We start from the raw sequence: 13,777 nt of genomic DNA, 5'->3' as shown, positions 1-13,777 counted from the left end.
CTCGTGAACTATGTCCTCGTGAACCATGTCCTCGTGAACAATGCTGAGCATGACCCTTCAATCTAGAGAGAGTCTACCCATGCAGCAACCGGATTCCCCGGTATTGCGCGATATCGTGCTGGTCGGCGGCGGTCACAGCCATGTCGGCGTACTCAAGCGCTTCGCCATGCGGCCCGAACCCGGCGTGCGCCTGACGCTGATCTGCCGCGACACCCACACGCCCTATTCCGGCATGCTGCCGGGCTATGTGGCCGGACATTACACCTACGACCAGGTGCATATCGACCTGCGCCGACTCGCCCAGTACGCCGGGGCCCGCTTCTTCAGCGACGAGGCCGTGGGCATCGACCACGACGCGCGAACCGTGCGCTGCCGGTCGCGTCCGCCGGTGCCCTTCGACCAGCTATCGATCAACATCGGCTCGACGCCGCGGGTCGATGCGGTGCCTGGCGCCGGCGAGCATGCGGTGCCGGTCAAGCCGATCCACCAGTTCAACGACCGCTGGCAGACCCTCATCGAGCGACTTACGCACCATCACCCAAGGCACCACCCCGGCAGGACCCGCGTGGCGGTGGTCGGCGGTGGCGCGGGCGGGGTCGAATTGCTGCTGGCCATGCAGACCCGGTTGCGTGGCGAGCTTGCCCGCCTGGGGCGCGACCCCGACGAACTGGTGTTCGCGCTCTATACCCGGGACAGCCAGATCCTGCCGACGCACAATGCCCGCGTGCGGGAGCACTTCCAGCGCACCCTGGCCAAGCGTGGCGTCGAGTTGCATACCGCGACCGAGGTGGTCGCCGTCGAGGCGGGCCGGTTACATAGCGCCTCGGGCGACTGGCACGACGCCGACGAGATCGTCTGGGTCACCAACGCCGGCGGCGCAGCCTGGCTGCGCGAGACGCGCCTGGCGCTGGACGACGAAGGTTTCATCCAGGTCGACGACACCCTGCAGTCCCTGAGCGACCCCGGCATCTTCGCCGCCGGCGATATCGCCAGCCAGGTCAACCACCCCCGCGAGAAAGCCGGCGTCTTCGCCGTGCGCCAGGGCCGTCCGCTGGCCGACAATCTGCGCGCCGCCGTCACCGGCCGGCCACTCAAGCCCTATCGTCCCCAGGCCAGATGGCTGGCGCTGATCAGCACCGGCGACCAGTCCGCGGTGGCCTCGCGCGGCGATCGGTATCTGGCCGGCGACTGGGTCTGGCGCTGGAAGGATTGGATCGACCGACGCTTCATGGCGAAGTTCAACGACCTACCGCCTATGGAAGAACAGCAGGACAAGGCCCCGAAAACCAGCCGGGTGGCGCTCGACGAGGAAGAGAGCGCCCAGGCGATCTCGGCGATTGCCATGCGCTGCGGCGGCTGTGGCGCCAAGGTCGGCGCCTCGGTGCTGTCGCGGGCACTGTCGACGCTTGAGCCCTTCCCGCGCGAGGAGATTCTGGTCGGCCTGCACGCCCCGGACGACGCCGCCGTGGTTCGCGTCCCGCCGGGCAAGGACATGGTGCACACGGTCGACTTCTTTCGCGCCTTCATTGACGATCCCTATGTGTTCGGCAAGGTCGCGGCCAATCATGCGCTGGGCGATATCTTCGCCATGGGTGCCGAGGCGCAGACCGCCACCGCCGTGGCCACCGTGCCGCAGGGGCTCGAGGCCAAGGTCGAGGACACGGTGTACCAGATGATGAGTGGCGCCCTGGAGGTGCTCAACGAGGCCGGCTGCTCCTTGGTGGGCGGACACACCGGCGAGGGTCAGGAGCTGGCCCTGGGGTTTGCGGTCAACGGCCTGATCGATGCCGGCGGCGATAGTGCCCCGAACGATTCCATACTAAGCGATTCCATACTGACCAAGGGCGGCCTGCGCCCCGGACAGGTGCTTATCCTCACCAAGCCCATCGGCACCGGGACCCTGTTCGCCGCCCACGCCCGGCTGGGCGCCAAGGGGCGCTGGATCGACGCTGCCCTCTCGCACATGTGCCAGTCCAATCGCCAGGGCGCGGCCTGTCTGCGTGAGCATGTGGCCACCGCCTGTACCGACCTCACCGGTTTCGGCCTGCTGGGGCATCTGGTCGAGATGACCCGCCCCTCGGGGGTCGATGCCGAACTCGACCTGAACGCCCTGCCGCTGCTGGATGGCGCGGAGGAGACCGTCGCCGCGGGCATCCTCAGTTCCTTGCAGCCGGCCAACGTGCGCCTGCGCCGGGCCATTCACGATCAGGCGGCGTGGGTCGACCATCCCCGCTATCCGCTGCTGTTCGACCCGCAGACTGCCGGGGGCCTGCTGGCCAGCGTACCCGCCGAGCGTGCAGCGGCCTGCCTGAGCGCCTTGCATGCCCTGGGCTACGGTCAGGCCGCGATCATCGGTCGCGTGCTCGAGTCAGGCGAGTCGCTGGAGCCCATCCATCTCCTGGCGCGTTAGTGGGCAGGGGCTGCCCCAGGTGGCGCGTCAGTGACTAAGCCCGCAGGCAGCGATCACCCGCGCCAGCCCAGCGCGCTCGGCATCGGGATGAAACAGCGGCGCACGGGCCAGCACCTGGCGGCGAAGCCCATCGACGAAGTCAGGCTCCGCCTCGGCGCGTAGCAGGCACTCACGGAGCGCCTGGGTATCTTCCACCGCAAAGTAGCCCGAATAGTCCTCGCCGAGCAGGCCGCGGTTGCCGGCAATGTCGGAGGCCAGCACCGGCAGCCCGGCCATGCAGGCCTCGCTGACCACATTGGCCCCGCCCTCCATGCGCGAGCTGATCGCCATCATCCGCGCCCTGGCCATCCAGCGGCGCACCTGCCAGTGGGGCAGATCGCCGAGCCAGCGATAACGCGGATTGCGCGCCATCTCGTCACGGGCGGCATTGGACCAGGCCTGGTCGTGGGCGCCTCCCAGCTGGATGACTCTCAATCGCGACCCCGCCGGTAGCTCGCGTACGGCCAATGCCGCGCGCAGCGAGTCCTTCTCCTCGCGCAGGTGGCCGGCCACCAGCACCTCGTAGTGGCCCTCGACCGGCCCCGGCGCACCTGGCGGCAACGGCAATGCCGATTGATGCACGACATGCAGATACGCATGAAAGCGCGGCGGGATATCCGCTTTCACCTCGTCGTGCAGGCCGATCAGGGCGTCGGCCGACGCGAGGCTCTCTAGAAAGGCCTCGGGGTGACTGTGCTGAAATCGGTAAACATCGGTACCGGTGAGCACCACGACCCGCGGGACATGGGCGAAGGCCTCACGACAGGCGCGAATGGCCGCATGACTGCGAATGGCATGCAAGGCCACGACCAGGTCAGGTGGCTTGCCGCCGAAGCGGCAGGCATCGGTCCCTTCGTCGGAACCAACAAGCCGTACCCGGCAGCCCAGCTCGCGCAGCAGCCCTGCCCAGCGCGTCGCCGTGGCCCGATTGCCGGCACGCGAGCCTCGACCCGCCGGGGTGATCAGCGCTATTTTCAACATAGGCGTTTTTCCTTGACGAGGTCGGCATGCTCTCCACAACACTCACCACACCCCCCACTCCACCGCGAGCGGCCGACGACCTGGCGGCGATGCTCATCGATGCCCGTCAACGCAGCCTGGCGCTGATGCGCGACATCCTGGACGCCCGCGAGCTCGGCCCGCGGCTTGCCATCGTCAATCCACCGCTGTGGGAACTGGGTCATCTGGGGTTCTTCCACGATTATTTCGCCCTGCGTGGACTTTACGCGCTGCCGGACTATCAACTTGCCGATGCCGACCGATTGTTCGACTCGAGCAGCATCGCCCACGACGACCGTTGGGCGCTACCGCTGCCGTCGCGCGAAACGACACTGGATTATCTTGCGCGCGTCGAGCAGGCCATGCTCGAACGGCTGCCCGTGGGCGAGGCGAGCGCCGCGCAGAGCTATGTCTACCAGCTCACTACCCTGCATGAGGACATGCACGGCGAGGCGTTTCTCTACACCCGCCAGACCCTCGGCGACCCCCCGCCGGCGCTGGGCGAGCCAACGCTGGACCAGCGACCCGGCGAGGTGGCCGCCGGCCCGCTGCCCGGCGATGTCGCCATTCCCGGCGGGCGCCACCTGCTGGGTTCCGATGACAGCCTGCCCTTCCGCTTCGATAACGAAAAACCGCCGATGACCGTCGAGGTCGCCCCCTTCCAGATTGCCCGCGCGCCGGTGACCAACGCCGAGTTCGCCGCCTTCGTCGCCGACGATGGTTATGAACGACACGAGCTGTGGAGCGAAGCGGGATGGAAATGGCGCGAGCAGCAGCAACTGGAGGCACCGATCTACTGGCGCCGGGGCGCCACGGGAGACCTTGAGGAACGCCACTTCGATCTCTGGCTGCCCCTGGCGCCGCACCAGCCGGTGGCGCATGTCAGTTGGCACGAGGCCGAGGCCTGGTGCCAGTGGGCCGGGCGACGCTTGCCGACGGAGGCCGAATGGGAAGTCGCCGCCAGCCGCGAGCCGACGGACGAGGGAACATCGCTAGCACCCGGCAAGCGTCGCTATCCCTGGGGCGAGGCGCCACCCGATGCCCGCCGGGCCAACCTGGACGCCTGGCGCCTGGGGCGCGTCGACGTCGCCGCCCTAGCCGAGGGTGACAGCGCCTTCGGCTGCCGGCAGATGCTCGGCAATGTCTGGGAGTGGACGGCCTCGACTTTCGGGCCCTTCCCGGGGTTTTCCCCTGATCTCTACCGTGACTACTCGGCCCCCTGGTTCCCGGAGGGTCGCCGTGTCCAGCGCGGCGGCGCCTGGGCGACACGTTCGCGGCTGATCCATAATGGCTATCGCAATTTCTTTATGCCCGACCGAAACGACACCCTGGCAGGCTTTCGCACCTGCGCCTGCTGACATCGGAAACCCAGCGACTTTTGGGTAACATGTCGGGAATCAGCACTCTCCCCAAGAGGATCACCTCATGCTTGGACGCTTGTCGTTAGCGTTACCGATTGCACTGCTGCTTGCCACATCGCTCGCCAGCGCCAGCCCTTTCGTCTTTACCGCCATTCCCGACGAGGACGAGACGCGGTTGCAGCAGCGCTTCCAGAAGGTCGCCGATTACCTGGAGGAAGAACTCGAGGTCGAGGTGCGCTTCGTACCGGTGAAGTCCTACGCCGCGGCGGTCACCGCCTTTCGCAACGATCAGGTGCAACTCGCCTGGTTCGGTGGGCTCTCCGGCGTGCAGGCGCGCCAGCGCGTGCCCGGCTCGCAGGCCATCGCCCAGGGCGTGGAGGACCCGGACTACAAGAGCTATGTCATCGCCCATCGCGACAGCGGCCTGACGCCGGTCGAGGGCGATACCGCGCCGGAGGGCCTGCGCGGCCTGACGTTCAGCTTCGGCTCCAAGAGCTCCACCTCCGGCCGGCTGATGCCCGAATATTTCCTGCGCAACGACTTCGATGCAGCGCCGGAAGAAATCTTCGAGCGCGTCGGCTTCAGCGGCAACCACAGCCGCACCATCTCGCTGGTCGCCTCCGGGGCCTATCAGGCCGGCGTAGTCAGCTACAAGGCCTGGGAGAACGAGGTCGCCGCCGGCAACGTGGATACCGAGGCGGTGCAGGTCGTCTGGGAGACGCCGCCCTATCCCGACTATCAATGGACGATCCGCGGCGATGTCGACGAGCGCTTCGGCGATGGATTCAGTCAGCGCGTCCAGCAGGCGCTGCTCGATATGGACGATCCCGCGCTGCTCGAGAGCTTCCCGCGCTCGGGCTTCATCCCGGTGGATAACGACGACTACGAGATCATCCGCCAGGTCGGTCAGCAGCTCGATATCCTCGATTGATGACCTCACTCGCCCTCACCGATGTGGTGGCCGATTACGGCGGAGCACGCGTGCTCGGGCCGCTCAACCTGACGCTGGCGCACGGTGAATGTGTCGCCCTGGTGGGCAAGAGCGGGGCGGGGAAATCGACGCTACTGAGCATCATGCAGCAGCGCTGGCAGCGCAACGGCGCTGCTCTGATGCCTCAGGAACTGGGCCTGGTGCCTTCGCTGAGCGTGTTTCACAACGTCTATATGGGTGGGCTGGCCAGGCGACCCAGCTGGTATAACCTGGTCAGCCTGGTGCGCCCCTTCCGCCGCGACATCGACGCCATCACGCCGTTGCTCGAGCGGCTCGGCATCGCCGAGAAATGCTGGGCTGCCACTGGCGAGCTTTCCGGCGGCCAGAGCCAGCGCGTCGCCGCGGCGCGGGCGATGTATCAGCGGGGCGCATTGCTGCTGGCCGACGAGCCGGTCTCGGCCCTCGACGGGCCGCTGGCCGAACTGGTCATGGAAGCGCTGACCGAGGCCTATCCCACCGCGGTGCTGGCCATGCACGACGTGGAACTGGCCCTGCGCTTTACCGACCGGGTCGTGGGCATCGCCGATGGCGCGATCGCCCTTGACGAGCCCAGCCGCCGGCTCAGCGCCCAGGACCTGCTGGTGCTGTACTGACATGTGGCGCTCGGCAACCGTTCGCACCAGCCTGGGTTTCGTGGCGCTGGCCATCGCCTGCCTCTTCCTGGCCGATTTCGAAGTCAGTGCCCACGACCCATGGGCAGAACTGGGTCGCCTGTTCCTGGGGCTGGTGCAGCCGGATTTCGGGGCCGTGGATTATCTGGGCGAGGCGATCGTGCGTACCCTGGCCTTCGCCTTCGTTGGGGTGGGACTGGCGGCGGCGGCGGGCCTGCTACTGGCGCTGGTGTTTCGCCATCTGGTGGTGCGCACCACCTGCGCCTTCGTGCGTGCCATTCACGAACTGTTCTGGGCGCTGATCTTCCTGCAGTTCTTCGGCCTGCACCCGCTGACCGGGGTTCTCGCCATCGCCATCCCCTATGCCGGCATCTTCGCCAAGGTGTATGCCGAAATCCTCGACGAGAGCGATCCTCAGCCTTCGAAGGTGATTCCCCACGGCACCGGCGTGATCTCGGCGCTCGCCTACACCCGCTTCAGCCAGGCCTGGCCGCACCTGGTCACTTATACCGCCTACCGGCTCGAGTGCGGCTTGCGCTCCAGCGCCGTGCTGGGCTTCGTGGGCATGCCCACCCTGGGATTCTACCTGGAATCCTCGTTTGCCCAGGGCCAGTACGCCACGGTGGGCGCGCTATTGCTGCTGTTCTATGCGCTGATCGCCACGCTCAGGCTCTGGGCCCGCCCGCGCCTGCTGCCATTCTATCTGCTGGCCGCGCCCTTCCTGCTCGGCGACGGCCTGCCGATTCGCTGGCAGAACGTCTCGCGGTTCTTCACCGAAGACATTGTTCCCGAACCGCTGCGTCAGGGCGAAGGGCTCGCCGGGCTCGTGCCTTGGCTGGGTGACCTGCTCGCCAACGAGGCGCTGCCGGGCATCTGGAACACCCTGGTACTGACCCAGATCGCGCTAGTGGCGACCGGTATCCTGACGCTCGCGCTGTATCCGCTGGTCTCTCATCATTTCACGGGGAGCCATTTCACCGGCCGGATGCGCGGTGCGCTGGGCCATGGGGTGCTGGTGGTGATGCGCTCGACGCCCGAATACCTGTTGGCCTTCATTCTTTTGCAGTTATGGGGGCCGTCGATGCTGCCGGCGGTGGTGGCGCTGGCGATCCATAACGGCGGCATCATCGGTCACTTGATCGGTCGTCGCAGCAACGAGGTGTCGCTGCGTCCGGATGCGCCAAACGGCATCGAGCGCTATGCCTTCGAGCTTACCCCGCGCCTCTACGGCCCCTTCCTGGCCTTCCTGTTCTACCGCTGGGAAATCATCATGCGCGAGACCGCCATCCTCGGCATTCTGGGCATCGCCACCCTGGGCTTCTATGTCGACAGCGCCATCCAGGAGATCCGCTTCGACCGGGCAATGGTGTTGATCGTGATCACCGCGCTGCTCAACATCGGCGTGGACATCCTCGCTCGCCGCCTGCGTGCCCGGTTGCGGCTACGGCACACCGCGCAGAGCGAACCATGATGGCCAAGTGGGCGATACTACGGGCGAGGGCGTCGTCGGTTTGCTGGAATGATCACTGACCTGAGGACAAGGCGAGCGTGGCGATGCTTTTCGGCCAGTGAACAATGCCTATCTACCAGTGGCAATGCCTATCTACCAAGAGGAGAACATCGTATGGATCTGGGAATCGCAGGACGCTGGGCCGTGGTATGCGCCGCCAGCAAGGGATTAGGCAAGGGTTGCGCCAAGGCATTGGCAATGGAGGACGTCAACCTGGTCATCAATGCCCGTGGGGAGGCAGCGCTGGAAGACGCCGCGCAAGAGATCTGCGCCTGCAACCGCGATATCGAGGTCCGTGTCGTCGCAGGCGATATCGGCACCGAAGCCGTGCGCTCGGCCGTGCTGTCGGCCTGTCCGCGTGTGGATATCCTGGTCAACAACAACGGCGGGCCGCCGCCGGGAGATTTTCGCGACTGGAGCCGCGAGGACTGGCTCAAGGCGGTGGACGCCAACATGGTCACCCCGATCGAGCTCATCAAGGCCACCGTGGACATCATGGCCGACAACGGTTTCGGACGCGTCGTGAACATCACCTCGGGGGCGGTGAAGGCGCCCATCGACATCCTGGGGCTCTCCAACGGCGCCCGCAGCGGCCTGACCGGCTTCATCGCCGGCCTGGCCCGCCAGCCGAGCCTGGCGGCAAACAACGTCACGATCAACAACCTGTTGCCGGGCGCCTTCGACACTGAGCGGCTGCGCAACAACCTGTCCACCACCGCGCAGAAAACCAACCAGGACCTGGACCAGCTGCGCGAACGACGCACTCAGGGAATACCGTCACGCCGATTCGGCTCGGCAGATGAGTTCGGTGCCTTTTGCGCCTTTCTCTGCAGCGAGCAGGCGGGCTACCTGACGGGACAGAACCTGCTGCTCGATGGCGGCAGCTATCCCGGCACGTTCTAGCGAAACGCCACCGGGATAGCGCCTCTCCAGAGCCAGGGAGGCGGACTTGCGCCGACCGACGTCACTCCGGCAGGTCGGTCACCGCCCCTAGTGAAGCGGAGCTGACGGTTCTGGCGTACTTGGCCAGCACGCCGCGGGCGCAGCGCGGCGCCGGCTGCTGCCAGGCCGCCCGACGGCGCATCAGGGTATCGTTGTCGATATTGACCTCGATGATGTCCGCCTCGGCATCGATGGTGATGATGTCGCCATCCTCGACCAGTGCCAGCGGTCCGCCCTCGAAGGCCTCGGGGGTCACATGACCGACCACGAAGCCGTGACTGCCGCCCGAGAAACGACCGTCGGTGATCAACGCCACCTCGCTGCCGAGCCCGCGACCCATGATCGCCGAGGTGGGGGTTAGCATCTCGCGCATGCCGGGGCCGCCCCTGGGGCCTTCGTAGCGGATCACCACCACATCGCCGGCCACCACGGTGCCATCGTTGATGCGCGCCTGGGCCTCCTCTTCGGAGCCGAACACCCGGGCGCTACCGGTAAAATGGGTACCTTCCTTGCCGGTGATCTTGGCGACCGCACCCTCGGGGGCCAGGTTGCCGTAGAGCATGCGCAGGTGGCTTTCTGCCTTCACCGGCGCCTCCAGCGGCGCGATGATCTTCTGCCCATCGGGATACGGGGCTACCTTGGCGAGGTTCTCGGCCAGGGTCTTGCCGGTCACCGTCAGGCAGTCGCCGTGCAGCATGCCGGCATCGAGCAGCATCTTCATCATCGGCTGGATGCCGCCGATCTCGACCAGCTCGCTCATCATGTAATGGCCGCTGGGCCGCAGGTCGGCGAGCACCGGCACCCGCTTGCCGAGGCGGGTGAAGTCCTCGAGCGAGAGCTCCACGTCGATGGTGCTGGCCATGGCAATCAGGTGCAGCACCGCGTTGGTGGAGCCACCGAGCGCAATCACCACGGTGATGGCGTTCTCGAAGGCCTCACGGGTCATGATGTCCGACGGCTTGATGTCGCGCGCCAGCAACTCGAGCACGGCCTCGCCCGCCGCGTGGCAGTCATCGCTCTTGGCCTGGGAGACGGCGTTCTGCGCCGAGCTGCCGGGCAGGCTCATGCCCAGCGCCTCGATGGCCGAGGCCATGGTGTTGGCGGTGTACATGCCGCCGCAGGAGCCGGGGCCGGGGATCGCCGTCTCCTCGATCTGCTTGACCTGGATGAGGTCAAGATCGCCGCGGCTGTGGGCGCCCATGGCCTCGAACACCGAGACGATATCGGTGTGGCCCTTGCCCGGCAGAATGGTGCCGCCGTAGACGAAGACGCTGGGACGGTTCAGGCGCGCCAGCCCCATCATGCAGCCCGGCATGTTCTTGTCGCAGCCGCCGATCGCGACCACCCCGTCGAACCCTTCGCACGCGGTCACCGTCTCGATGGAATCGGCGATCACTTCCCGTGACACCAGCGAGTACTTCATGCCCTCGGTGCCGTTGGCGATGCCGTCGGAAATGGTGATGGTGTTGAAGATGACCCCCTTGCCGCCGGCGGCATCGGCGCCGTCGCTCGCGCGCCGCGCCAGCTCATCGATGTGGCTGTTGCAGGGCGTAAGGTTGCTCCAGGTCGAGGCAATGCCGACCTGCGGCTTGGTGAAATCCTCGTCGGTAAAGCCCACTGCCCGCAGCATGGAGCGGCTGGCGGCCTTGCCTGGGCCATCCACTACCGGGGCCGAATAGCGGCGACGAGAATCCTGGGGGGTGTCGGTCATGGGGCGCTCTCCTCTCTTGTCTTGCAACTTGCAATGACACGGTTACTTGCTAAGACACTGTGGCCTGCAATAACACGGTCACCGAACGTTATAGTGTTGCCGTAATGGTTTTTGCGGTAATAGTTTCGCCATAGAGTACCCGCTGTCGATGCCTGACGGAACGCTTCGGGTGACTCGGCGGCGTGTTAGTGGTTCAAAAAGGCGAGGCGCGGCGCCGATGAACAGCCTGGCCAATGTTCAGCTTGAAATGTTCAACCCGAATAGACGGCGTCGTGAAACGCCCGCTCCTGCGCTACCGTCTCGCGAAAGCGCTCGGTCATCCGAGCAAATTCAGCCTCATCGAGGGTCTCGGCGACCTCATCGAGACGGCGACGCAACCAGGCGACGAAGGCCTGGAAGGCCTGGTTGTCGTGCAGACCGATCCACTCGTCGTACAGCGGATCCAGACTCTTGCCCCGGGTAATGCGCATGGCCCAGCCGAGGTAGAGCCACTCGGTGACCACCAGAACCGCGAGCATCTGCGCGTAGCTGGCGCTGGCCCCCGTCTCGCGCAGCAGATGTAGGAATGACGCAGTGGCTGGCAGATAAGTGGGCGCGTGACGGGTAGCGTCCGGCACACCGAAGGTCTCGAAGGTGCGCTGGAAGACGCTGTCCTCGTCGCTGGTCAGCATCCCCAGGAACTGCCCCAGCACCACGCGGTCCGCCATCCCCGGCGCATGGCCGATGGCATGGCCGAGCAAGGCGGTGAAGGGGTCGACGAAGCCGTAGTCCTGCACCATGTAGTCGGCAAATTCCTCGCCGGGGAGGCTGCCTTCTGCCAGGGCATCGAACAGCGGATGGTTCACCACCGCCGACCAGTCGGGTTCACTGATCTCACGCAGCCAGTCGGTGAGGCGTGGTGCGCTGCGCCCGGCGGCCCAGTCGTGGTACTTCGCAAGCGTGCTCATGATGCGCTCCTAGGCATATCAGAAGAGAGTGCGGGGCGGCGCCAGGCAATCAGCAGACTGACCAGGGTCGAGGCCAGCAAGGCGCCCAGAAACGGCGCCAGCGTCGGCACGCCGGTTGGAAAGCTCGCCGCCAACACGCCGGCGCTAAAGCTGCCCAGGGCGATCCAGCCCGGCAGGATGGCGCCGAGCATGCCCGCCACACCGCCCGCCACCGCGGCCAGCGGGCTCATGCGCGGCCAGAGCCCCAGCAATACCGGCACGATGATGGCGGCACAGAACAGATCGGCGATCAAAAACAGTCGCAGCACCGAGTGGCCCTGCAGCGCCACGATCACCACCGGCATCATCAGCGCCACCGTGGCCAGGCGGGCCGCGGTGATCGACAAGCCACGCTTACCGGAGCTTGCCACCACCAGCGAGGCGATGCCGCTCTGCAGGCTGTCGACGCTCGACACCACCAGCGAGACCGCCAGCACCAGCGCCGGCAAGGCCAGCCACCCGGGCGCGGCGGCCAGCAGGGCGAAGAAGGGAATCGGCGGCTCGCCCGGGGCCAGGCCGCTCATCGCGGCGAGCATGCCCAGGCCCCCGACCACCGCTACTACCACCACGGTGATGCCGCTGCCCAGCCAGGCGCCGCGAGCCAGTGCGCGATCGTCGCGCGCCGCCCAGACGCGCTGCCAATAGCCCTGGTGAAAGAGATTGGCCGCAGTGACGGCGATCACCAGCGTCAGCGCCACGCTCAGCGCGCTGCCCACGGGAATCGACGGCATCGTCACGTCCGCCGGCATCATCGGCAGTCGGGTCAGCGCCACGCCCCCGACCAGCGCCAGCAGGGCCAGCAACAGCCAGGCCTGCCAGCGGTCGGTCGCCAGGCTCGCGCGCAGGCCGCCGATTGCGGTGTACACCAGCGTGGTCACGGCGATCCCGATGACCACCAGCGATGGGGGCACGTCCGAGAGCAGCGCGGTAATCGAGCCGATGGCGGTAAGTTCCGCGGTTAAAAAGCACGCCATATAAAGCACCGAGACCAGCGACACCCAGCGGCGCACGCCGGCGCCATAGCAAGCCTCGGCGAACTCGCCGATGCTGCGCCCTTCGGGCAGGTGCCGGCGAATGGCGGGCCCGTAACGGGCCAGCACCAGCAACGGCAACGCCGAGCCGATGGCATAACCGGCCAGCGCCAAGGGGCCCACAAAGGCACCGATCTCGGGCGGCGCAAAGAGTATCCAGGCCCCCATGCCGGACGCCAGGAACGACAGCCCTAGAGTCGAGGCGGTCTGGGAATTGCGGGCGGTAATGTAATCATCGAGGGGGCCATCGGCCCGACGGGCCCTCAGGCCCAGGAAAGCAAAGCACAGCAGCGCCGCGCCGAGCACGGCAGACGTCAGGTAAGGCATGTCGCACTTCCTCCGCCGGTATGAACCGGATCAGGTTCCAGGGTCGGCGCCTTGCAGCACCCTCTCAGCCCCCTCGTCTTGAAACGAGGCAGGACTCCCCTGGCGACAGTGAATGGATTGTGGGATCGAACCTCACGTTGCGGCCAGCAGAGCCGATATGAGGTGGGATCGAGGGACATGATAGCGCAAGAGCCGCGCTAGAACGATCGCCAGTGTTCATGCATGGGCAATGAATACAGTATGGCGCCTTCAGATGAATCAGCTGCGAAAACACTCCTGAAAGTGCCAGGCAAGATAATCTCGGTTAGGAAAGGTTCTTTCTGAGAGGATTAACATCTGCCCATCCAATTCGGTCAAATGGCCCTTGAGTTGCGCGCCCACATTCTTATCCGAGAGCTCAGGGGAAATACGAATCCTATCTTGGCCATCTATGGCTATAAGTCCCTTATCAAAAGCTCGATCATGTAAAGCGTTAAAGCAGAGCCCATTAGCTGGATCGAGCCGCGACTCGGGTCGGGCCTGCCACGGCACGATATGGCTGGCGATCAGCAAGTCTTCATGACACAACCCTGTGATCACGCAGCGTGTGTCGTAGCGGATCATCACTGCCTTGCGAAACAGAGACTGTCCAACCCGGTGCTTCTGAAAGCCCGTCACCTCTTGCCCCGTGTAATCCGCCTCAGTCCCAGGGTTCGCTTCCGCTTCGCCAAGAGCCAACCAAGCCTCTTCAGATTCGCGGGCCACGGTTTCCGGTGCGACGATAAAGCGTTGCCATAACAATTCCTGATTACGTATATGGCTCAGCCAGCTTCAGGAGCCGGTAAGGCATCGGCGGTGTTTTCGCCGCCACCGTCAGCAA

General features: G+C 65.9%; 11 protein-coding genes and 1 riboswitch. Of the genes, 6 read left to right on the top strand and 5 right to left on the bottom strand.

All coding sequences use genetic code 11. The features are described from left to right. The first annotated feature begins 79 nt into the window (after positions 1-79). Positions 80-2,410 (top strand): selenide, water dikinase SelD, encoded by a 2,331-nt coding sequence (selD, locus tag KG088_RS03380; RefSeq protein WP_213824091.1) that lies wholly within the window; start codon positions 80-82, stop codon positions 2,408-2,410. A gap of 27 nt (positions 2,411-2,437) precedes the next feature. Here selD and senB read toward each other — a convergent pair whose 3' ends face one another. Further along, positions 2,438-3,430, bottom strand: coding sequence for a selenoneine biosynthesis selenosugar synthase SenB (gene senB / locus KG088_RS03375; RefSeq protein WP_213824090.1), 993 nt, complete (start codon positions 3,428-3,430; stop codon positions 2,438-2,440). 26 nt (positions 3,431-3,456) lie between these two features. Between senB and senA the strand changes: the two genes are divergently transcribed. The 5 genes from senA to KG088_RS03350 all read left to right on the top strand — a co-directional run bounded on the left by senA (position 3,457) and on the right by KG088_RS03350 (position 8,824). After that, positions 3,457-4,806, top strand: coding sequence for a selenoneine synthase SenA (gene senA, locus KG088_RS03370; protein ID WP_213824089.1), 1,350 nt, complete (start codon positions 3,457-3,459; stop codon positions 4,804-4,806). A 67-nt stretch (positions 4,807-4,873) separates the two neighbouring features. Further along, positions 4,874-5,740: a putative selenate ABC transporter substrate-binding protein gene (locus KG088_RS03365; RefSeq protein ID WP_213824088.1), complete on the top strand. Its 867-nt coding sequence runs from the start codon at positions 4,874-4,876 to the stop codon at positions 5,738-5,740. Then, the gene (locus tag KG088_RS03360) at positions 5,740-6,393 is read left to right on the top strand and encodes an ATP-binding cassette domain-containing protein (RefSeq protein ID WP_213824087.1); all 654 of its coding nucleotides are present in this window, start codon (positions 5,740-5,742) and stop codon (positions 6,391-6,393) included. The genes KG088_RS03365 and KG088_RS03360 overlap by 1 nt, the downstream gene beginning before the upstream one ends. A gap of 1 nt (position 6,394) precedes the next feature. Beyond that, positions 6,395-7,882, top strand: coding sequence for a PhnE/PtxC family ABC transporter permease (locus KG088_RS03355; RefSeq protein WP_213824086.1), 1,488 nt, complete (start codon positions 6,395-6,397; stop codon positions 7,880-7,882). A 153-nt stretch (positions 7,883-8,035) separates the two neighbouring features. Continuing rightward, a complete protein-coding gene (locus tag KG088_RS03350; RefSeq protein ID WP_213824085.1) occupies positions 8,036-8,824 on the top strand; it encodes an SDR family oxidoreductase in 789 nt (262 codons plus the stop codon). A gap of 61 nt (positions 8,825-8,885) precedes the next feature. Here KG088_RS03350 and ilvD read toward each other — a convergent pair whose 3' ends face one another. The 4 genes from ilvD to KG088_RS03330 form a co-directional block, all read right to left on the bottom strand. After that, entirely contained in the window at positions 8,886-10,574 is a 1,689-nt protein-coding gene (gene ilvD, locus KG088_RS03345) for a dihydroxy-acid dehydratase (RefSeq protein WP_213824084.1), read from the bottom strand. A gap of 251 nt (positions 10,575-10,825) precedes the next feature. Further along, complete coding sequence (locus KG088_RS03340) at positions 10,826-11,521, bottom strand: TenA family protein (protein ID WP_213824083.1); 696 nt, start codon at positions 11,519-11,521, stop codon at positions 10,826-10,828. Next, the gene (locus KG088_RS03335) at positions 11,518-12,918 is read right to left on the bottom strand and encodes an SLC5/6 family protein (RefSeq protein WP_213824082.1); all 1,401 of its coding nucleotides are present in this window, start codon (positions 12,916-12,918) and stop codon (positions 11,518-11,520) included. The genes KG088_RS03340 and KG088_RS03335 overlap by 4 nt, the downstream gene beginning before the upstream one ends. Beyond that, positions 12,908-13,029, bottom strand: a riboswitch (TPP riboswitch). (Overlaps the previous gene by 11 nt.) A gap of 147 nt (positions 13,030-13,176) precedes the next feature. After that, on the bottom strand, positions 13,177-13,698 hold the full coding sequence (locus KG088_RS03330; protein ID WP_213824081.1) for an HNH endonuclease: 522 nt from the start codon (positions 13,696-13,698) through the stop codon (positions 13,177-13,179). Between the last annotated feature and the right edge of the window lie 79 nt (positions 13,699-13,777).

Source organism: Halomonas jincaotanensis (assembly GCF_018448785.1).
GTDB lineage: Bacteria > Pseudomonadota > Gammaproteobacteria > Pseudomonadales > Halomonadaceae > Halomonas > Halomonas jincaotanensis.
The sequence above is the reverse complement of the archived record's forward strand: the minus strand, read 5'-3'. Positions and strand labels throughout refer to the sequence as shown.

What these genes read in the sequence shown, in the direction of transcription:
- selD (WP_213824091.1), top strand. Translation starts at nt 80, where the DNA reads ATGCAGCAACCGGATTCCCCGGTATTGCGCGATATCGTGCTGGTCGGC.
- senB (WP_213824090.1), bottom strand. Translation starts at nt 3,430, where the DNA reads ATGTTGAAAATAGCGCTGATCACCCCGGCGGGTCGAGGCTCGCGTGCC.
- senA (WP_213824089.1), top strand. Translation starts at nt 3,457, where the DNA reads ATGCTCTCCACAACACTCACCACACCCCCCACTCCACCGCGAGCGGCC.
- KG088_RS03365 (WP_213824088.1), top strand. Translation starts at nt 4,874, where the DNA reads ATGCTTGGACGCTTGTCGTTAGCGTTACCGATTGCACTGCTGCTTGCC.
- KG088_RS03360 (WP_213824087.1), top strand. Translation starts at nt 5,740, where the DNA reads ATGACCTCACTCGCCCTCACCGATGTGGTGGCCGATTACGGCGGAGCA.
- KG088_RS03355 (WP_213824086.1), top strand. Translation starts at nt 6,395, where the DNA reads ATGTGGCGCTCGGCAACCGTTCGCACCAGCCTGGGTTTCGTGGCGCTG.
- KG088_RS03350 (WP_213824085.1), top strand. Translation starts at nt 8,036, where the DNA reads ATGGATCTGGGAATCGCAGGACGCTGGGCCGTGGTATGCGCCGCCAGC.
- ilvD (WP_213824084.1), bottom strand. Translation starts at nt 10,574, where the DNA reads ATGACCGACACCCCCCAGGATTCTCGTCGCCGCTATTCGGCCCCGGTA.
- KG088_RS03340 (WP_213824083.1), bottom strand. Translation starts at nt 11,521, where the DNA reads ATGAGCACGCTTGCGAAGTACCACGACTGGGCCGCCGGGCGCAGCGCA.
- KG088_RS03335 (WP_213824082.1), bottom strand. Translation starts at nt 12,918, where the DNA reads ATGCCTTACCTGACGTCTGCCGTGCTCGGCGCGGCGCTGCTGTGCTTT.